At 61.3% G+C, this 19,217-nt stretch carries 22 protein-coding genes; 16 read left to right on the forward strand and 6 right to left on the reverse strand.

Translation table 11 applies throughout. The features are described from left to right. The first annotated feature begins 8 nt into the window (after positions 1–8). A complete protein-coding gene (locus BB934_RS29820) occupies positions 9–746 on the forward strand; it encodes a carbonic anhydrase family protein (protein ID WP_335645650.1) in 738 nt (245 codons plus the stop codon). A gap of 321 nt (positions 747–1,067) precedes the next feature. On the opposite strand, the gene BB934_RS29825 is transcribed toward BB934_RS29820, so the two are convergent. The 3 genes from BB934_RS29825 to BB934_RS29835 all read right to left on the reverse strand — a co-directional run bounded on the left by BB934_RS29825 (position 1,068) and on the right by BB934_RS29835 (position 2,810). After that, positions 1,068–1,610 carry a c-type cytochrome, methanol metabolism-related gene (locus BB934_RS29825; RefSeq protein ID WP_237050485.1) on the reverse strand — a complete coding sequence of 181 codons (543 nt, stop codon included), beginning with the start codon at positions 1,608–1,610 and terminating at the stop codon, positions 1,068–1,070. 62 nt (positions 1,611–1,672) lie between these two features. Then, positions 1,673–2,011 (reverse strand): hypothetical protein, encoded by a 339-nt coding sequence (locus BB934_RS29830; RefSeq protein WP_157934404.1) that lies wholly within the window; start codon positions 2,009–2,011, stop codon positions 1,673–1,675. Positions 2,012–2,513: 502 nt separating this feature from the next. Beyond that, positions 2,514–2,810: a hypothetical protein gene (locus BB934_RS29835; protein ID WP_099513544.1), complete on the reverse strand. Its 297-nt coding sequence runs from the start codon at positions 2,808–2,810 to the stop codon at positions 2,514–2,516. A gap of 325 nt (positions 2,811–3,135) precedes the next feature. Here BB934_RS29835 and BB934_RS29840 point away from each other — a divergent pair, with 325 nt between their 5' ends. The 8 genes from BB934_RS29840 to BB934_RS29875 all read left to right on the forward strand — a co-directional run bounded on the left by BB934_RS29840 (position 3,136) and on the right by BB934_RS29875 (position 10,981). Then, positions 3,136–3,747, forward strand: a complete 612-nt coding sequence (locus BB934_RS29840; protein ID WP_099513545.1) for a DUF938 domain-containing protein — start codon at positions 3,136–3,138, stop codon at positions 3,745–3,747. Positions 3,748–3,893: 146 nt separating this feature from the next. Next, entirely contained in the window at positions 3,894–5,123 is a 1,230-nt protein-coding gene (locus tag BB934_RS29845; RefSeq protein ID WP_099513546.1) for an ABC transporter substrate-binding protein, read from the forward strand. Positions 5,124–5,142: 19 nt separating this feature from the next. Further along, on the forward strand, positions 5,143–6,129 hold the full coding sequence (locus BB934_RS29850; RefSeq protein WP_099513547.1) for a YVTN family beta-propeller repeat protein: 987 nt from the start codon (positions 5,143–5,145) through the stop codon (positions 6,127–6,129). A 126-nt stretch (positions 6,130–6,255) separates the two neighbouring features. Continuing rightward, positions 6,256–6,786: a hypothetical protein gene (locus tag BB934_RS29855; RefSeq protein WP_099513548.1), complete on the forward strand. Its 531-nt coding sequence runs from the start codon at positions 6,256–6,258 to the stop codon at positions 6,784–6,786. 314 nt (positions 6,787–7,100) lie between these two features. Next, a complete protein-coding gene (locus BB934_RS29860) occupies positions 7,101–8,975 on the forward strand; it encodes a methanol/ethanol family PQQ-dependent dehydrogenase (RefSeq protein WP_099513549.1) in 1,875 nt (624 codons plus the stop codon). A 158-nt stretch (positions 8,976–9,133) separates the two neighbouring features. Beyond that, complete coding sequence (locus tag BB934_RS29865) at positions 9,134–9,616, forward strand: c-type cytochrome, methanol metabolism-related (protein ID WP_237050520.1); 483 nt, start codon at positions 9,134–9,136, stop codon at positions 9,614–9,616. Further along, on the forward strand, positions 9,585–10,439 hold the full coding sequence (locus tag BB934_RS29870) for a substrate-binding domain-containing protein (RefSeq protein WP_099513550.1): 855 nt from the start codon (positions 9,585–9,587) through the stop codon (positions 10,437–10,439). Before BB934_RS29865 ends, BB934_RS29870 begins: the two co-directional genes overlap by 32 nt. Positions 10,440–10,510: 71 nt before the next feature. After that, a complete protein-coding gene (locus BB934_RS29875; RefSeq protein WP_099513551.1) occupies positions 10,511–10,981 on the forward strand; it encodes a nucleoside deaminase in 471 nt (156 codons plus the stop codon). Positions 10,982–11,084: 103 nt separating this feature from the next. Here BB934_RS29875 and BB934_RS29880 read toward each other — a convergent pair whose 3' ends face one another. From BB934_RS29880 to BB934_RS29890, 3 genes are read right to left on the reverse strand one after another with little or no spacing between them, the layout of a single operon-like run. Continuing rightward, positions 11,085–11,684, reverse strand: a complete 600-nt coding sequence (locus BB934_RS29880; protein WP_099513552.1) for a hypothetical protein — start codon at positions 11,682–11,684, stop codon at positions 11,085–11,087. Between the two features lie 15 nt (positions 11,685–11,699). Further along, positions 11,700–12,542, reverse strand: coding sequence for an ABC transporter permease (locus BB934_RS29885; protein ID WP_099513553.1), 843 nt, complete (start codon positions 12,540–12,542; stop codon positions 11,700–11,702). Then, positions 12,539–13,303, reverse strand: a complete 765-nt coding sequence (locus tag BB934_RS29890) for an ABC transporter ATP-binding protein (protein WP_099513554.1) — start codon at positions 13,301–13,303, stop codon at positions 12,539–12,541. Before BB934_RS29890 ends, BB934_RS29885 begins: the two co-directional genes overlap by 4 nt. A gap of 294 nt (positions 13,304–13,597) precedes the next feature. On the opposite strand from BB934_RS29890, the gene BB934_RS29895 reads away from it, so the two are divergent. From BB934_RS29895 to gfa, 7 genes are all read left to right on the forward strand, one after another. Next, positions 13,598–14,587: an ABC transporter substrate-binding protein gene (locus BB934_RS29895; protein ID WP_237050486.1), complete on the forward strand. Its 990-nt coding sequence runs from the start codon at positions 13,598–13,600 to the stop codon at positions 14,585–14,587. A 1-nt stretch (position 14,588) separates the two neighbouring features. Continuing rightward, positions 14,589–15,353, forward strand: coding sequence for an ABC transporter permease (locus BB934_RS29900; RefSeq protein ID WP_099513555.1), 765 nt, complete (start codon positions 14,589–14,591; stop codon positions 15,351–15,353). Continuing rightward, entirely contained in the window at positions 15,341–16,072 is a 732-nt protein-coding gene (locus BB934_RS29905; protein WP_099513556.1) for an ABC transporter ATP-binding protein, read from the forward strand. Before BB934_RS29900 ends, BB934_RS29905 begins: the two co-directional genes overlap by 13 nt. A gap of 60 nt (positions 16,073–16,132) precedes the next feature. Further along, positions 16,133–16,339: a hypothetical protein gene (locus BB934_RS29910; protein ID WP_099513557.1), complete on the forward strand. Its 207-nt coding sequence runs from the start codon at positions 16,133–16,135 to the stop codon at positions 16,337–16,339. A 466-nt stretch (positions 16,340–16,805) separates the two neighbouring features. After that, positions 16,806–17,168 (forward strand): hypothetical protein, encoded by a 363-nt coding sequence (locus BB934_RS29915; protein WP_099513558.1) that lies wholly within the window; start codon positions 16,806–16,808, stop codon positions 17,166–17,168. 135 nt (positions 17,169–17,303) lie between these two features. Then, positions 17,304–18,416 carry an S-(hydroxymethyl)glutathione dehydrogenase/class III alcohol dehydrogenase gene (locus tag BB934_RS29920; protein WP_099513559.1) on the forward strand — a complete coding sequence of 371 codons (1,113 nt, stop codon included), beginning with the start codon at positions 17,304–17,306 and terminating at the stop codon, positions 18,414–18,416. 170 nt (positions 18,417–18,586) lie between these two features. Continuing rightward, positions 18,587–19,165, forward strand: a complete 579-nt coding sequence (gene gfa, locus BB934_RS29925) for an S-(hydroxymethyl)glutathione synthase (protein WP_099513560.1) — start codon at positions 18,587–18,589, stop codon at positions 19,163–19,165. The last annotated feature ends 52 nt before the right edge of the window (positions 19,166–19,217 follow it).

A 19,217-nucleotide genomic window follows, 5' to 3' on the forward strand; every position in this document is an offset into this window, starting at 1 on the left:
TCGGCTCGTTGCCGACAGACAGGTCAAGGGAGGGTGAGATGTTGTCACGACGACACTTCTGCTGCGCCGGAGTTCTAGCCGGCACCGCGGCTAGCTTCTCAAGAGCGTTTGCCGCCGATCAGTGCGCGGCGACGACGCAACAGCGGCAGGCGGCGCTGAGCCCCGACGATGCGCTGGCGGAGCTCAAGGCCGGCAACGAGCGCTTCCTGTCGCAGAATATGCGCAACTGTGACCTGCTCGGTCAGGTCAGGGCGACCGCCGGCGGACAGTTCCCGTTCGCGCTGGTGATCGGCTGCATCGACTCCCGCGTGCCCCCGGAGCTGGTGTTCGATCAACGCATCGGCGATATCTTCAGCGCCCGCATTGCCGGCAACGTCGCCGACGATGACGTCGTTGGCAGTGCCGAATTCGCGACCAAGCTGGCCGGGGCAAAGCTGATCGTCGTGCTGGGCCACAGCGAGTGCGGCGCGGTCAAGGGTGCCATTGATGGCGCCCAGCTTGGAAAGCTCACCGACCTGTTGAACCGCATCAAGCCCGCGGTTGAGGCCAACCGGAACGCCCCGGGGGAGCACACCTCGAAGAACACGGACTTCGTGCAGCAGGTGGCGACAACGAATGCCACGCTGGCGGCCCAAGGTCTTCAACGAGATAGCGAGGTTCTTCGGGATCTGGTCGCCCAGAAAGATCTGAGGATCGTTGCGGCGATGCACGATGTCGCCAGCGGGCGCATCACGTTCATGGAATGAGGACTGGCGGCGGATCGAAGGTCTGGTACTGGCACTCCTGAGACGTAAGCGTTCGGTCCGCTTCGGCACTCAACTGCCGACATTCGTTGAGCCGCCGGAATGCGAATGCCTGACCCAAACTGGCCCTTGCCGATCCGCGTCGGCATGTCTCAATCACTTCGGCCCGGCTTGTCCTTAGGCCACACAACACCCGGACACAACATCACGAACATTGACGGTATGATTGCGGATAAGCCAGCCTGTTGACTGGGGTCGTGAACGCGATGGGTGAGCTTGAGTTGGCGACGGCTTCACCCCGGTCTACATTTGGTGGAGGTCTAATCACCGCCGTGGCCTACTGGCTTCCCGGCAAGCAGCCTCATTCAGAGCCGCAGCCGCAGGTTTGGGCTGATGATTGTCGGGCCGGAGCTGCCCCAGAGCGCCATCGGCGCGGGCCTTCAGGTAGACAAATATGTCGGGTAGATTGCACACGACATTCTGGTCCTCTCCCATCGCCCGCATGACCCGTTGCTGGGCCGGGCCTACCGTTCGTAGGCCGTGAATGACGATGTCTTGGAAGCCTGCGTAGTCCATTGCTTTCAGAGGGGCCAACAGGGGTGGGGCAATCATGCTGCCCTCGCCACTCGGGCCATGGCACATATGACACGCCGCGTGATAGCGGCGATACCCGTTGAACGTATACCAGTCTACCTGTCCGCCCTGCGCTATGTGATAGGTCGGCTCGCCGTTCTCAGCATAATAACGCCCATCCTCGTCCCTCACCGCTTGCGCGGCGGCCTGGAACGTGACCCAGCAAGCAATCAGGATGAGCGCGCGTGCGGCGCGCCACCTATGTACGCCCACTCTGTGCATGGTTGCGCCCATGTGACATCGTGGACGGGGGCAGGGGCCGGTGCATCATGGCGCGTCGGCCGCCGAAAGCTTGATCACTGATCCAGGCTGCTAAGCTGAGTGTCGTCGCTCACGAACACGCGATCCTCAATGCGCTTGATCTCAAGCTCAACGGCGCTTTGGCCGAAAGCTCGCGGTATCGACACAATTACTTTCTGACCGGACAACAGAGTTGCGATGAACCGAACAGGTGTCGCCTCCTCACTGGAAGCTAGGGTCGTTACCACCCGATAGCCGTCCTTTTCAATGGTGTAGTACGCATTGCCCGCCACATTGGCGAGTTTGACACTCAAGCCCTTAATTGGCGTGAGTTCAGACGCGTGCGCGGAGCTCGTGATGGCAAGAGTGGAAAGGAGCATAGCGAAGGTGCGCATGATCATACTCCTTCTACACCGATGAGTTGGGTTGACTGCCTCGCGGCGGACATGGCGAATATCGCGCTCAACCCTCCGGGAAATTGCCCACATCGGATAATGATAATGTTTATTCGTGTACGCTCACTGTGCTGGATCCGATGTGCGCCGCCACACGGAGCGGAATAGTTTTGCTTGGCTGCCCTGCTTAACAATACGATGAAGGGATTCGGTGTTTCAAATGCTATGTGTCGTTCCCCTGTCATGGAAAGCCCTTAGATCCGCTGCCGTGGCCGCTAGGCCTATGGGACAAGGATAGGCCCCGATGCACGGCCTTCCATGCCCCCTCAGCTAAACTCATCAGGTCAGCATCAGCACTAGGCTTCAGCGGCCCGGACAGGAAATCTGCGCCCTCTCGCGCTTGATGCCACCAAAGATCAGCCAGTTCGTGGGCGAGCAAAACCCTTCACTCCGTGCATTTAACGGGCGCGCAACGAGCCTGCGGTTGCCGCGGCCCAGAAGATCACACCGGAAGCTTGCCAACGATCCGCGCCGCTGCCTCAGCGCTGAAGCCGATCTCAACCAACTCCTCTGCGAGATCCCCAATCTGATCGGGATCAAGCGTGATTGAGCTGTCTTCCGCATCTGTTTCGGCTCCCGGCTTTTGCTCGTTGCTCTGCTCCACGGTCCTGCCAGGTGCCACGGTCGCGCGAACGGCCAGACCTTCGTCTCCATCCTCGTCATTCTCGGTCTCGTAGACCTTGAGTGTGACCCAGCGCCCCTCGACCTCGTCCGCATAGACCGTTTTCCACTCGCCCATCTTTCCCTCTCTTTGATCAGATCCCCAGTGCTGTCTGACTCCAGCATTGTAGCGTGACACTCCCAAGCCATCGACGATGTCCTTAAGCGAGGCGTTCTATTCCTTTGCTCCCCGACGAGAGACTTTCATGGTCTCGAATCGCCCCCTCGATCCTTCCTCCCGCAACGCTGCCGCATCGCGACAATGGCGATAAGGCTGAGAGGTCCCGCAGATGTGGACCGATCCCCTGATGTCGGCACCGACGGGGCGCTGAGGCGAATCCGGCCGAATTAGGCGCATGGGGAATTGCATCACGGGTCCCCGAAATGCGATATGTATATCCACGATGAAGACATTCTCCACACAAGATGCACAGGCTTCACCTTCTGTGGCCCGCAACCGGAATCCAATCTTGAGCGTACTGCGAAGGGTGCTTCCGCCGACAGGAACCGTCCTGGAGATCGCCAGCGGCACGGGCGAGCATGCGGTGTACTTTGCGGCCGCATTTCCGGGGTTGACGTGGCAGCCATCGGATCAGGACGAGCAGGCTCTGAGAAGCATTGCGGCCCATCGGGCGATCTCCAGGCTGCTCAACCTTCGCGCGCCGCTCTCACTCGATGCTGCCGCTCCTGAATGGCCTGTCGAACAGGCCAATGCCATTGTGGCGATCAACATGGTTCATATCAGTCCTTGGCGGGCGACGCAGGGATTGATGGCCGGAGCAGGGCGGGTGCTCTCGCCAGGCGGCGTGCTTTATCTTTATGGGGCCTACAAAGAGAACGGCGCTCACACGGCGCTGAGCAATGATGCCTTCGATCAGGATCTGAGACGGCGCAATCCGGAATGGGGCGTGCGCGATCTTCCGGAGGTCGCCGAACTTGCCGAAGCCAATGGATTAAGCCTTGCCGAGCGCGTCCCGATGCCGGCCAATAACCTGAGCCTCATCTTCCAGAAGTGATCTGCTGACAGGAAAGTGAGACCTCCAAGCCTTGTTCAGCGTAGCCATTGTGCAGTAATCTTTCTCGCCAGCCGAAGCGGTAGCGCGTCAGGTACTGCGTGTTCACGGCTATGCCCTTCGGCCTCGCGTGAACAGGACACAATCCCATGGTACTGCTTGGCTCAAGGCATCGCCTCCGGGTTCATCGGTCAATTTACCAGTTGATCCTAAGCGCTGTCGTGGCCATCACCGCGTCCAGTCTCCCAGCATGGACACAGACGCCGGATCCCACCGATATCCGTATCGGGCTGATCACCCGCCAGCCGCCACCGCCCACGCTATACGAATTCGATCCTGCCCCCGAGGATGAGGGGCTGGCGGGCGGACGGCTCGCGGCACGCGACAACAACACGACCGGGCAGTTCACGGGCCATCGCTACGTTCTCGAGGAGGAGACGCTCGAGGAGGGGCAGGACGCAGTTGCCGCAGCGCAGACGCTCGCAGCGCGCGGGATCGCATTCCTGGCGATCAATCTCCCGGCTGAGGAACTCTTGGCGATAGCCGACGCGCTCAAGGGCAACAACACATTGCTCTTCAATGTCAGCGCTACCGACGATCGGCTCCGGGGCGCAGATTGCCGATCCAATGTCTTTCACGTGGTGCCGAGCCGAGCCATGCTGACCGATGCCTTGGCCCAGTTCCTTGCCTTCAAGCGCTGGCGTCGGCTCTTCCTGATCGTCGGCCCGCAGCCGGGGGACAAGCTCTACGCTGAGGCCGTAAAGCGCTCCGCCCGCAAGTTCGGGCTGGTGATCGCTGCGGAAAAGCCATGGGAATTCGGCCCGCTGGCTCGCGCCAAGGCCGACAGCCCGACCACCGCGGTGGCACTCACCTTCACGCAGAACCTCGATTACGACGTCGCTATCGTCGCCGACGAGGCGAGGGACTTCGGTGACTACCTCGCATATCGGACGTGGGATTCGAGACTTGTCATGGGTACCCAGGGACTGACCGCCACCACATGGCACCCGACATTCGAGGTGTGGGGAGCGGCGCAGGCTCAGACCCGCTTCCGGCGCTCCTCCGATCGCCTTATGCGCCCGCTCGACTACCACGTGTGGATGGCAGTCCGGACGGTCGGCGAGGCCGTCACCCAGACGAAGGTGACCGATCCCGGCACAGTGAGGGAATTCATCAGGGGAGCGGATTTCGGCCTCCCGGCATACAAGGGGGTCTCATTGAGCTTCAGGCCCTGGGACCAGCAGCTCCGCCAGCCCCTTCTCCTCGTGCAGCCGCGCTTTCTCGTCTCGGTGGCGCCGGAGCAGGGCTTCCTGCACCAGCGCACGCCGCTCGACACCCTTGGCTTCGATCAGCCGGAGACCGCCTGCAAGCTTCAATGACATAACCGGGAGGATTGCCATGTCGTGGAATTTCGTCGGTGGAAGGACAGTGCTTGCTGTCCTGGGGGTCGCATGGCTGGGGGCCGCCGACGCTGATGCCTACACGATCTATGTCTCGAACGAGAAGGACAACACCGTTTCGGTGATCGACTCGGACAAGCTCGCCGTGGTCGCCACCTGGAAGGTCGGCCGCCGTCCGCGAGGCATCACCCTGAGCCTCGATGGCAAGTGGCTCTATGTCTGCGCGAGCGACGACAACCGCATCGACGTGGTGGACACGGCGACCGGCAAGGTAGTGCGTAATCTCCGATCCGGTCCCGACCCCGAGCTCTTCATCCTGCACCCGAAGGGAAACCCGCTCTACATCGCCAACGAGGACGACAACATGGTCACGGTGGTGGATGTGGAGACGAACAGACTCCTGGCCGAGGTGCCGGTCGGGGTCGAGCCGGAGGGAATGGGCATCAGTCCGGACGGGGCCATCCTCGTCAACACGTCCGAGACCACCAACATGGCCCATTTCATCGATACGACGAGCCACAAGATCGTCGGCAACGTGCTCGTCGATGCGCGGCCACGGATCGCGGAATTTTCTCCTGACGGCAAGAGGCTGTGGGTCTCCTCCGAAGTGGGAGGGACGGTGAGCGTGATCGATCCTGCCACTCGCCAGATCATCAAGAAGATCGGGTTTCAGATTCCCGGCATTACGAAGGAGGCGATCCAGCCGGTCGGCGTGCGGCTGACCAAGGACGGCAAGTGGGCTTTCGTTGCCTTGGGTCCTGCCAACCGCGTGGCGGTGATTGATGCCGAGACTATGGAGGTCAAGAAATATCTGCTCGTCGGCCAGCGCGTCTGGCAGCTCGCCTTCACGCCAGACGAGAAGCTCCTGATCTCGACGAACGGCGTCTCCAACGATGTATCGATTATCGACGTAGAGGCTGAGAAGGTGCTGAAGAGCGTCAGGGTCGGCGGGTATCCCTGGGGAGTCGTAGTAGGGCCGAAGTGAGACGGATGTGGTCTCATAGATCTGATTGTCATGGCGAAACGGAATGGCACGCGCGAAGCCTTGATGGAACTGTCATGGCAAAAGGTCGTTTGTCATGGCGTGCCATTCCCTAGAGGAGGAGCGCACATGAGGACGAACACCTTCTTGCTAGTCAGTGTGGTATCCTTGGTAGCGGGTGTCGGAACGGCTGTAGCCGGACCCTGCACAGCCCGGATCGACGACGTTTCGAAACAATTGGCCAGCCGTGACGCGGGCTCCGGCCCGACCAGCCCTGGCGGTTCCCAGACGGCGCAGGGAGCGGCCGTCAACGCAACCGGTGCGATCCAGGGGCAGGGCAGCGCGGCCGGTTCTGCCGGAGCCACCGCGACACCCGGTCAGGTGCCGAAGGCTGGCGAGGCCGCCGGGACCGAGGCGACGCCAGCGATGAATGCCGCTACGCAAGGGCGAGCCACGTCACCTTCGGATGCCCGCGCACAAAGTCAGGGCCAGCCGACGAGTGCACAAATCGCCCAGGGTGCAAGGGCTTCTGCCGCGCCGGACCACATGCGTCAGGCAATGGCCGCCCTCGACCAAGCTCGCGCCTTTGACCGTGAGGGCAAGGAGGCCGACTGCATGAGTGCAGTGCAGCAAGCCAACCAACTCTCCAGCATGAAGTGATCAAGGTCGAACGAGAATAATCCGCCGGGCGGGAGTCGCACACGCAACGTGCGTACAAGTGCCGAGATCGCAAAAGCAAATATTGCTTAGCAAGGCAGATTATTCTACATTAGGCAAATCTTCGGTGGAACCGGGCCGGCGTTCGCTGCGCTGTCCGACGCCAGCCAATTTGAGCTTATGCTCACTCTTGGCACGACGCCGCATGTGGCAGCAAAACGCTACCGAAGCCGAAAGATCCCATGAGTACGCCGCGTGAGCGGCCGGCATGTTGCCGGCTGCGTCTTGGCAAATAAGCGTGCATTGGGAGGAAACAAATGCGACGAGTTGTACTTGCGACCGTGCTACTTGGCACGGCTTCGGCCTTTTGGCCTGCCGTTGCCAATGAAGAGCTGATGAAAATGACCCAGGATCCAAAGCAATGGGTTCTGCCGACAGGCGACTACGCCAACACCCGCTTTTCCAAGCTCAATCAGATCACGAAGGATAATGCCAGCAAGCTCCAGCCAGTCTGGACTTTCTCGACTGGCGTCCTTCGTGGACATGAAGGCGGGCCGCTCGTGATCGGGGATGTGATGTATGTCCATACCCCGTTCCCCAACATCGTCTACGCTCTCGACCTGAACAGCGACGGCAAGATCCTCTGGAAGTACGAGCCGAAGCAGGATCCAACCGTCATTCCGGTGATGTGCTGCGATACCGTCTATCGCGGCCTTGCCTATGCGGACGGAAAGATCTTCCTGCATCAAGCGGACACGACACTCGTCGCGCTGGACGTGAAGACCGGCGCGGTGGTCTGGTCCGTGAAGAACGGCGATCCGAAGAAGGGTGAGACCAACACGGCGACCGTCATGCCCGTGAAGGACAAGGTGCTTGTCGGGATCTCGGGTGGTGAATTCGGCGTGCGTGGGCATGTCACTGCCTATGACATGAAGACAGGCAAGCAGGCTTGGCGCGCCTATTCCACGGGACCGGACAACGAAATGCTCGTCGATCCGGACAAGACGACCCATCTCGGCAAGCCGATCGGCAAAGATTCGAGCCTCAAGACCTGGCAGGGCGAACAATGGAAGGTCGGCGGTTCGACAACATGGGGATGGTATTCATACGATCCCGAGCAGAACCTCGTGTACTACGGAACCGCAAACCCCTCGACCTGGAATCCGAAGCAGCGTCCCGGCGACAACAGATGGTCGATGACCATCATGGCCCGCGATGCGGATACCGGCATGGCCCGCTGGTTCTACCAGATGACCCCTCATGACGAGTGGGACTATGACGGCGTGAACGAGATGATCCTGGTCGATCAGGAGATCGGCGGACGTCCGCGCAAGCTCCTGGTTCACTTCGACCGGAACGGGCTCGCCTACACCTTGGACCGCACCAATGGCGAGCTTCTTGTCGCGGAGAAGTACGATCCGGCCGTCAACTGGGTCTCCAAGGTCGACATGGACAAGAACAGTCCGACCTATGGACGCCCGATGGTGGTCTCTCAGTTCTCGACCGAACAGCAGGGAGAGGACGTCAATACGAAGCATGTCTGTCCTGCCGCGCTCGGCACGAAGGACCAACAGCCGGCAGCGTTCTCGCCGCGGACGGGACTGTTCTATGTTCCGACCAATCACGTCTGCATGGACTACGAGCCGTTCCGGGTGAACTACACGGCAGGTCAGCCCTATGTCGGCGCGATCCTGTCCATGTTCCCGCCCAAGGGCGAGACCAACATGGGCAACTTCATCGCGTGGGACGCCAGGACGGGCAAGATCGCCTGGACGAACAAGGAGCCGTTCTCGGTCTGGTCAGGCGCCCTGGCAACTTCAGGCGATGTCGTCTTCTATGGGACGCTCGAAGGTTACCTGAAGGCCGTCGATGCCCAGACGGGAAAGGAACTCTACAAGTTCAAGACCCCGTCCGGCATCATCGGCAACGTCACGACCTACGAGCATGGGGGAAGGCAGTACATTGCCGTCCTGTCGGGCGTCGGCGGTTGGGCCGGTATCGGTCTCGCCGCTGGCCTGATGGGTGAGCAGGGGGCCGGAGCCTGGCAGACCGCCGTCAATCCCGGTCGCGAGGAGAAAGGCGACAGGGCCATCGAGACGGCCGGCCTCGGCGCGGTCGGCGGCTATGCGGCGCTTTCCAACTACACCACGCTCGGCGGCACTCTGACCGTGTTCGCCCTGCCGACGCAATGAAGCCGGAGCACGGCTCACAATAAGGCGCCTAGCATCGCTGGCCGATGCTAGGCGTTCTCCACTCAGCGGCCCGCTGGAAGAATCCGAAGACCGGAGCGAAAGAGAACGAAGCGATGGCGAAGAATCGCGGTTGGGGCAGCGTTGCGGCTATAGCAGCAATGACAGTTGTCGCGTTTTCACCTGCCACCCTGCACTCCGCGGAAACGGCGGTGAAGGGCGAGGACGGGAAGTACATGACCTCTGAGGGCATGCCGACCTATCACATCGGATCAGACGGAACCGTAGACTGGTACACCTACAGCGGGTATCGGCGGTACCATGCCGACTGCCACACGTGCCATGGTCCGGATGGGCAAGGAAGCAGCTATGCGCCGGCATTGGCGCACTCGCTCAAGACACTAACCTACGAGCAGTTCATGGACGTGGTGGTCAACGGACGCCAGAAGGTCGGCGTCGCGGAGAACCAGGTCATGCCGGCGTTCGCCCAGAACGTGAATGTCATGTGCTACATCGATGATCTCTACGTCTACCTGAAAGCGCGGGCAGACGATGCCGTTCCTCGTGGACGCCCGGCGAAGCGGGAAGACAAACCCAAGTTGGCGACGCAAAATGAAGATTCATGTCTCGGACGCGGCGGCTGATCTGGTCACAGCGGTCGGCATCTCACTGGCTGCACTTCTCGTCGTACCGGGCTTGGCCATAGCACAGCCAACGGACCTGGTCTCGAGGACGGCTTTGCGCGTTTGCGCGGATCCGGCCAACATGCCCTTCTCGAACGAGGTGGGTGAAGGCTTCGAAAACAAGATCGCCGACCTGCTTGCCGCCGATCTGAAGCTTCCGCTCGAATACACGTGGTTTCCGCAGGTGACGGGGTTCGTGCGCAACACACTCGGCGCCAAGCGTTGCGATCTCGTGATGGGATACGTCGCTGCGGGCGAGGTCATCCAGAACACCAATCCCTACTACAAGTCAGCATGGTCATTGATCTATCCGAAGGACGGAAGCTTGAACGGTGTCGCTTCGCTGAACGATGATCGCCTCAAGGACAAGCGCGTCGGCATCGTTGCAGGGGCCCCTCCGGCCACCGTCATGGCGACGAACGGGCTGATGGCCCATGCGAAGCCCTACGCCCTGATGGTCGACCGCCGCTACGAGTCTCCCGCCGAGGAGATGCTCCAGGACATCAAGACGGGTGAGATCGACGCGGGGATCCTATGGGGGCCGATCGCGGGGTACTACGTGAAGAAGTCCGGCATGCCGCTCGCAGTCGCACCTCTGCTGAATGAGACGAAGTCGGTTCCGATGACCTACAGGATCACTCTCGGTCTGAGGCATGGCGAGACCGAATGGAAACATCGCCTCAACGATTTCCTTGATGCCCACCGAACGGAGATCCAGTCCATCCTCCTGCAATATGGAGTGCCGCTTCTCGATGAGCAGGATAAAGCGATTACGCAGCCCTAGCAGGCGGTTGAAGCATCCATACGAGGAGCCTCTACGCTTGCGGTCCGAATGAGCATCCCAACGAGGCGGCCATGAAGAGCGACACCGAATATCTACGTCTCACCATGGAGATCGCCAAAGAGAGCCGGGCCGCTGGCAATCATCCCTTCGGAGCGCTCCTGGTCGGCCCGAAGGGCGAAGTGCTCATTTCATCGGGCAACACCTTCGCGCGGGATCGCGGCGTTGGCCACGCAGAGTCAAACGTGGCCCGCGCGGCCGCGCTTCAATACGACCCTGCTTTCCTCGAGCAATGCATGCTGGTGACCTCGGTCGAGCCGTGCTGCATGTGCTCCGGGGCGTGCTACTGGGCTGGCATAGGTACCGTGGTGTTCGGGCTCAGTGAAAGTCGGCTGGACGAGATGACCGGAGACAACCCGAAGAATCTGACCCTCAATCTGAGCTGTCGCCAAGTGTTCGCCGCCGGACGGCGCAATGTGGCGGTCCGTGGCCCATACCTTGAACTCGAAGAGGAGATCGTAAAGGACCACAAGGATTTCTGGTGACCGAACTCATAATCGGTGGTCTGGTGTCAATGAAGTTGCCGTAGCATCTGCGGCGCCCTCGACGAACCGATGTGCGGCACGGACCGACCTGCTTCAAACGTTTTCAGTTGAGATGGCGTGAGATCTCCTGGCCAAGCGCATAGACCCTTTGCTCCAGCAGGACCGGACTCTCGCAGACATATGTCAGTGCCTGATTGCGGTCATCGTAGATGCGCGTGTCCCATTGCAGCTTCTGCTCCAGCGCGGTCCTCTCCGGGGTCGGATTGGTGCTCTGCGTCAGGATGCGGCCTGTCTCGCTGATCTGGTCGGCAAGGGATCTCTGCTTGCGGGCATATCGCTCGATACCGTTGATGAGGCGACGCCGCTGCGTATTGATGACCTCGAAGACCCCGGCGAAGAGCAGGGCCAGCTTTGCATCCTTATCCGTTCCTAAAGCATTGCTGAAGCGTTCGATCGCGGCGCTCGCCTCGTCGAGGCTCGTGCGGCGTGATGCAAGTGATCGTACAAGGGAAGCGACGGCTTGATCGTCACGCCAAAGGCTCGTTGCCGGGTCGATCGGCGGCCCAGCCCACATCTGGGCGACACTCAGCTCCACGACCCGGCGCTGGACACAGGGCCAGTCTGTCTCCGCTGCCACCACTGTCTCCGCGGACAGCAGGCCGACGATGACGAGACCAATTCCGACGCTCCAGCGAAAGCGCATGGGCTCCTCCGACACCTAGTCGGCCATGGCCGGCGCACCGCGCCGGGCGATAAGGCCTTTGGACGGATTATACGCAAACAGCGACATGATGAGAAAGGCAACGGCGACACCCATGACGATCGCGAGTGAGGTTCCGTCAAATTTTGCGTAAAGCGCAAACCGGATTGCCTCCACTGCGTAGGTGAATGGGTTGAATCGGCATATCTCGTAGAGAAGTGGACTCGCCTCCTGGATGCGCCAAAGCGGGTAGAGCGCAGAGGAGGCGAAGAACATCGGGAATATCACGAAGTTCATGACGCTGGCGAAGTTCTCGAGCTGCCGGAACAGGGAGGAGAGAAGAAGCCCCATCGCCCCAAACATCAGGCCCGTCGCGACAAGAACCGGGAGGAGCGTGAGATATCCCATGGCGGGAGCCTCGACCTCCCAAAAGAATGCCACGAGGAGGAAGGCATAGACTTGCAGGATGGAGGTGAAGACGCCCGCGAGGAGCTTCGAGACGAGAAGGAACCAGCGAGGATAGGGACTGACAAGCAGGATCCGCATGGCGCCGACCTCGCGGTCATAGACCATCGAAAGCGAGGATTGCAGCCCGTTGAAGAGTTGGATCATCGCGACGAGGCCGGGCGTCACATAGACCTCATACAATACATAGGTCTCGTAAGGCGGGATGATCGAGACGCCGAGGACGGACCGGAACCCGGCCGCGAAGATGAACAGCCAGACGAGCGGCCTGACCAGCGCCGACAGGAAACGCCCTCTCTGGCTGAAGAACCGCAGGGCCTCTCGCCAGGCGATCCCGGCGAAGCAGGTTGCGTAGCCTCTCGGTGACAAAGGGCTTGTCCTTCCAAGGCCTCTCATTCGGCAGCCTCCCGCCCGGCAGAAGTCGTTCCGGGAGCATTGACGAGCTTCAGAAAGGCCGTTTGCAAATCGGTGTCGCCCGCCTCGGCCAGCACGTCCTGCACAGATCCCTGGGCGAGGACACGCCCCTTGTGGAGGACGACGAGGCGATCGGACATCTCGATCTCGTCCAGCAGGTGCGTCGCCCACAGGATCCCGCGGCCTTCCTCGGCCACGAGCCGCCGCACCTCCATGATGAGGCCCTGGCGAGCCTCGACGTCGAGGCCGACCGTCGGCTCATCGAGAAGGAGGAGTGCGGGGTCGTGGATCAGCGCGCGGGCGATTTCGAGCCGACGCATCTGCCCACCGGAGAGATTGCGGACCTTGTCGTCGATGCGGTCGGCAAGGGCGAACTTTTCGAGGACATGGGCAGCACGCGCGCTTGCCCGGCTTCGGCCTATCCCGTGCAGTGCGGCGTGGTAGAGCAGGCTCTGGCGTACCGACAGGTCGAGATCGAGCGTGCGGGCCTGGAACACGATGCCAAGTCGGGACAGCGCTGCGGGAGCCTCCCGCCGGACGTCAAAGCCGAAGACCTGGATCGTGCCGGACGAACTGTCGTAGAGGCGTGTCACGAGCGAAAACAGGGTTGTCTTGCCGGCGCCGTTCAAACCCAGCAGGGCGGTGAATGAACCGGAAGGCACTGTCAAGCTCACGCGGTCGAGCGCCGTCCGTGTGCCGAAAGAGTGGCTCACGCCATCGATGCGGAGTGCGGGCTGCGTCATCAACCCCGTTCCTGGTCCTTTTGGGAGCAACGCCGCATGATGTCCCGTGGGTGCCATCCAGCCGAGGATGATTTCAACATTCGCGGCCCGTTTAAGTCAAATAGGCGCTCCATCACGCAAGGACAGGTTTGGGGCTGCTGACTGGACGCAATGAGGTCGGCGAAAGTCCAAGTCTGTCGCGCGAGTTGAGCTTGAGATGGCGTGCTGCTCGGCGTAATCTTCGGACCGGGAACCGCGAGCTCGTCAGAAAGCCACTAACAATGTGGCTATAACCCTTGGCTCTTGGAGATTCCGATGGATCCACTTCGGCGTGTGCTCCTTGGAGGTTTTGCAGCCCTGGCCGTCATGCCCTTCGCATCGCCGGGGGCAGCCCAGGTCTTGGAACCACTCAAGGTCGGGTCGCTCAAGTTCGGAACCGTCAACTGGCTCCTCGACACAATTGCCGGCGACAAGGTCGACGTCAGGGAAGGGGTGAGAATCGAGCGGGTCGAACTTGCCTCCAATCAGGCAACGACTGTCGCCCTTCAAGCTGGCGCCGTCGACCTGATCGTCAGCGACTGGCTCTGGGCCATGCGCCAACGGGCCGAAGGCGACAGCCTTCTTTTCCGGCCGTACTCGAACGCCTTGGGCGCACTGATGGTGCCGAGGGACAAGGGGTTCACGTCCCTCGCGGATCTCAAAGGAAAGCGGCTCGGAGTGGCAGGCAGCCCGCTCGACAAGAGCTGGCTCCTGCTGCGGGCCTTCTCCCGCAACACGCTCCATGCCGATCTCGCGGAGATCGCCGAGCCGATCTACGGTGCTCCGCCGCTGCTGTCCGAGCAACTGAGGCTCGGACGCCTGGACGGTGTGCTGACGTTCTGGAATTTCGCGGCACGCCTTGAGGCCGCAGGTTATCAGCCCTTGATCGATATGGTTGACGTCCTGACCGGGCTTGGAGTGACCCCTTCACCTCCACTCGTCGGGTTCGTCTGGCGTGAGGAGCTTTTGCGCACCAAGCCGGATCAGGTGGCAAGGTTCTTCCGCGCCGTCAGCGGCGCAAACCAGATCCTCAAGGCCGAGGATGCCGCGTGGGAGCGTCTCAGGCCTGCAATGGGCATCGAATCCGACGCGGAGTTCGGGCGGTTGAAGGATTACTTCAGGGCAGGCATCCCGACACCATGGGGAGGTGCCGAGACCCAGGCAGCAGAGAGGCTTTTCGGAATTCTGAGCGAACTCGGCGGACCGGAACTGGTCGGCCCCAGGACGCGCTTCGATCCTACCCTTTTCTGGGTGCCGAAGGGCTAGCATGAAGAAGCAATCGGCCAGGCGATCAAAGCATTTTGCCTGGTTGGCGCTTTCAATCGTCGCTATGGTGGCTGCCTGGCAAGTTGCGGCATACTTCTCGGATCCGCGTTTGCTGCCGGGGCCCGGCCGGATCGGCGCAACGCTGGTGGAGGCCGGGCTCGACGGCTCCCTCTTCACCAATATCAGCATTACGCTGGCGCGGGTATTCGCGAGCTTCGTCCTGGCAATGACGATCGGATCGGCCATTGGCATTGCCCTCGGTCGCGCCCCGCTGCTGAACCGCTTCTTCGATCCGTGGCTTATCCTGTTCCTGAACCTGCCGGCCCTCGTCATCATCATTCTCTGCTACATCTGGCTGGGCCTGACCGAGGTGGCCGCCATCACCGCTGTTGCAATCAACAAGATTCCCAACGTGGCAGTCACCTTAAGGGAAGGTAGCAGGGCGCTGGACCGCGATCTCCTCGAAATGGCATCCGTATATAGGTTCGGTCGGTTGCGGACGTTGCGCCACGTGGTCTTGCCACAACTGACCCCCTACTTCATGGGTGCCGTTCGTTCCGGTCTGGCACTCGTGTGGAAGATCGTTCTCGTCGTCGAACTCCTTGGCCGGAGCAGCGGGGTGGGCTTCGTCATCGGTTCGGCGTTCCAACTCTTCGATGTCTCCACGATTCTCGCCTACGCTCTCGCTTTCGTCGCCGTCATCCAGATGATCGAGTTTCTCATCCTCCAGCCATATGAGCGGAGGCTGAACCGATGGCGGAGATGACAGGTCTCGAGATCGAGATCGACGACAAGACATATGCCCCTTTGGCCAGCGCCCCGATGCGCCGGATTTTCGACGGATTCCAGATGACGGTCGATCCGGGAGCGTTCGTCTGCCTGCTCGGCCCATCCGGTATCGGCAAGACGACATTGCTGAACATGATCTCAGGGCTGGACACGGATTACTCCGGCCGGATCGAATTTTGCGGCGAGCCGCGCCCGCGCTTGGGCTACGTGTTTCAGACGCCGCGCCTGCTGCCCTGGCGGACGGTGCTCGAGAACATCCTTCTCCCCTTGCCGTCGACGGAGGCCGCACGGACGACCGCGGTCAATCTGCTCGCCGACATGGGAATGTCCGACACCCAGGATATCTACCCGGAACGGCTTTCCCTTGGCATGCAACGGCGCGTCGCGCTTGCGCGGGCGTTTGCCCTCGATCCCGATGTCCTGCTGATGGATGAGCCATTCGTATCGTTGGACGAGACCACGGCCGACAAGCTGCGCGATCTCCTGATCGCGATGCTGGCGCAGAGGCCCGTCACGGTCCTGTTTGTCACGCATGACAGCCGGGACGCCATCCGGATGGCGAACCGCATCATCGTCCTGTCCGGCTCTCCGGCCCATGCGGTCAAGGATATCAAGGTCGGGCTAAGCCATGGAGAACGCCTGGACAAGGGAGCGATCGAGGCCTTCAGGGGCCGCTTTCTGGCGCAATCCCAATGATTCTGATAGGCTTGGCACCGACTTTTGGCGGCTCTCTGGCCGTTCGGACAGGAATTGACTATGGCGTTGATCTTCCTTGTTTGCCTGATCTCATCCCCCGATACCTGCAAGGAGGAGCGCTTCAGTCTGGCGCTTGAGCCTGTCAGCGATCTCGGCTGCATAACGGGAGCGCAACCCAGGATGGCAGAGTGGACGAATACGCATCCCGGGTGGCGCGTCGCGCGCTGGAAATGCATTCCTCTGGATCTGGAGGAGCACCACATCTGAAAGACCTGGCTTCCGGTGGCAAAGGCCAAGCTTCTGACAGGAAGCTTGGCCGCAGTCGTCACTTTGGACTTACGCCATTCCATTGCCAGTCGACAGGAATCCAGGCGAAAGCCCCATCGGCTCTCGTGACATGGCCGAGACCCGGAAACGGCAGGTGGTAGGTCGAGACTAACGCCCTTTCGCTCGTACACCGTTCCAGGAACGCTCGCCGCGTCCTCACCGCGCCAGTCCGGGCGCTGGAAGCCGACTGCGCGGTTGGCGACGACATCCGCCGTGCAGAGAAGGTGATCGGAACCGGAGGCGATCTGGACCGAGGTGTGCCCAGAGGGGTATGGCCGGGCGTTGCGATGGTCGTGATGCCCTGGCTTTCCATTGTCGCAAATCGGGGCAATGCCACGATAGACAGGCATTCACGCGCATTGGAGTGTTTGGTATGCTGCGATTGGATCCCAACGGGAAGTGGCACATGTCCTGGGCGAATGTTGTCTCGAGGTGCGGCCTCCTTCTGGGACTTTTGACAGCCCATCCGGTCATTGCACAGGAAGAGGGCATCAACGACTATCCGACGACAGCCCGTGCCGACTACGTCTTTGCCTGCATGGCGGCCAATGGCGGAACGCGGCTGGCGCTGGAGCGCTGCTCATGCTCAATCGACGTCATTGCTTCGATCTTCCCGTACGAGCGCTATGTCCAGGCGGAAACCGCCCTCAGCGTAGGCCAGCGACCCGGCGAAGGGGCCGAACTGTTCCGCAGCAATCCTTTCATGCGGGACCTCATCGCCGATCTTCGCCGCGCGCAGGCCGAGGCCGAAGTGGAATGCTTTCCCTGAATCCGATGACCCTTTTTAGTAGTTCCGGCCGAGCCCCAGAAGGCGTCATCACAGTGGTTTGAAGCTCCTCTTTACGCTATAAACTTGGGCATTCCCTACTCGAACGCCTGAGCAAATCTACGAAGGGGAAACGCCATGGACACGAGGGCCGCAGTCGCGTGGGAGGCTGGCAAGCCGCTCACCATCGAGACCATCCGCATCGAAGGCCCAAAGGCGGGCGAGGTGCTCGTGGAGGTGATGGCGACGGGCGTCTGCCACACGGACGCCTATACCCTCTCGGGTCTCGATAGCGAAGGCAAGTTCCCGGCGATCCTCGGCCATGAGGGCGCGGGCATCGTGCGCGAGGTCGGCCCGGGCGTGACGACGCTGAAGGTCGGCGACCATGTGATCCCGCTCTACACGCCGGAATGCCGCAACTGCAAATCCTGCCTGTCGCGCCGCACCAATCTCTGCACCGCGATCCGCGCCACCCAAGGTCAGGGCGTCATGCCTGACGGCACCAGCCGCTTCCGCTGCGACGGCGAGACCGTGTTTCACTACATGGGCTGCTCGACCTTCGCGAACTTCACCGTGCTGCCGGAGATCGCGCTCGCCAAGGTGCGCGAGGACGCACCCTTCGACAAGATCTGCTATATCGGCTGCGGCGTCACCACCGGCATCGGCGCGGTGATCTACACGGCAAAGGTGTGGCCCGGCGCCAACGTGGTGGTGTTCGGGTTGGGCGGCATCGGGCTCAACGTGATCCAGGGCGCGCGCATGGTCGGTGCCGACAAGATCATCGGCGTCGACATCAACCCGACCAAGGTCGAGATGGCCAGGAAATTCGGCATGACCGACTTCATCAACCCGAACGAGATCGGCGCCGACAAGGTGGTGCAGGCGATCGTCGATCTCACCGGCGGCGGCGCGGATTTCTCGTTCGATGCCACCGGCAACGTGACCGTGATGCGCCAGGCGCTCGAGTGCTGCCATCGCGGCTGGGGCGAGAGCATCATCATCGGCGTGGCGGAAGCGGGCAAGGAGATCGCGACACGCCCGTTCCAGCTCGTCACCGGACGCGTGTGGAAGGGCACGGCCTTCGGCGGCGCGCGCGGCCGCACGGACGTGCCGAAGATCGTCGACTGGTACATGGAGGGCAAGATCAACATCGACGATCTGATCACCCACACCATGCCGCTGGACGAGATCAACACCGCCTTCGACCTCATGCACGAGGGCAAGTCGATCCGCTCGGTCATCGTGTACTGATTGGGTCGTCACCGAGACCCCGGCCGCGCGTCCGTTCCACTTGGACACGACGGACCCGGGTTTAGTTGCGTGAGCTAGTTGGAGTTCCGGCTCAGCTCTCATAGCCTCCCTTGGGCGTGATAGGCTCTGCCGGCTAGATAAACAGACTTTGATGGGGAAAGGAACGTCCAATGAATGCAACTCTCACGATCCACCCAGCAGTCGACAATGGCGTAACCCAAGGCGATCCGAACTTCGGCGGTGGCAGGCTCACATGCAAATGCACCAGCGATCCGGTCGTCGTGGAGATCAAGGGCAACAGTGCGTTCAACCACATGTGCGGTTGCACCAAGTGCTGGAAGCCAAGTGGCGCCACGTTCGCAATGATTGCCGTCGCGCCGCGCGATAATGTGACCGTAACGGCCAATGAGGACAAGTTGCAGGTCGTCGATCCGTCCGCGACGATCCAGCGACATGCGTGCAAGGTCTGCGGTGTTCACATGTATGGCCGCATCGAGAACAAGAACCATGCATTGTATGGCTTCGATTTCATCCATACCGAGCTTTCTCCGACGAGTGGATGGTCGGCCCCCGGATTTGCCGCATTCGTCTCATCGGTCATTGAGTCCGGCGTGGACCCGGCCCAGATGCCGCAAATCCGCGCTCGGTTGAAGGAGCTCGGGATGGAGCCTTACGATTGCCTGTCACCGGAGCTGATGGACCTCATCGCGGCCCATACGGCCAAGGCCAAGCAGGCGACCGCCGCCTGACGGACAGGAAGTGATCCGGACGAGGATGACCGCGCGGCCTGCGAGGCTACGC

This window comes from Microvirga ossetica (assembly GCF_002741015.1).
Taxonomy (GTDB): Bacteria; Pseudomonadota; Alphaproteobacteria; order Rhizobiales; family Beijerinckiaceae; genus Microvirga; species Microvirga ossetica.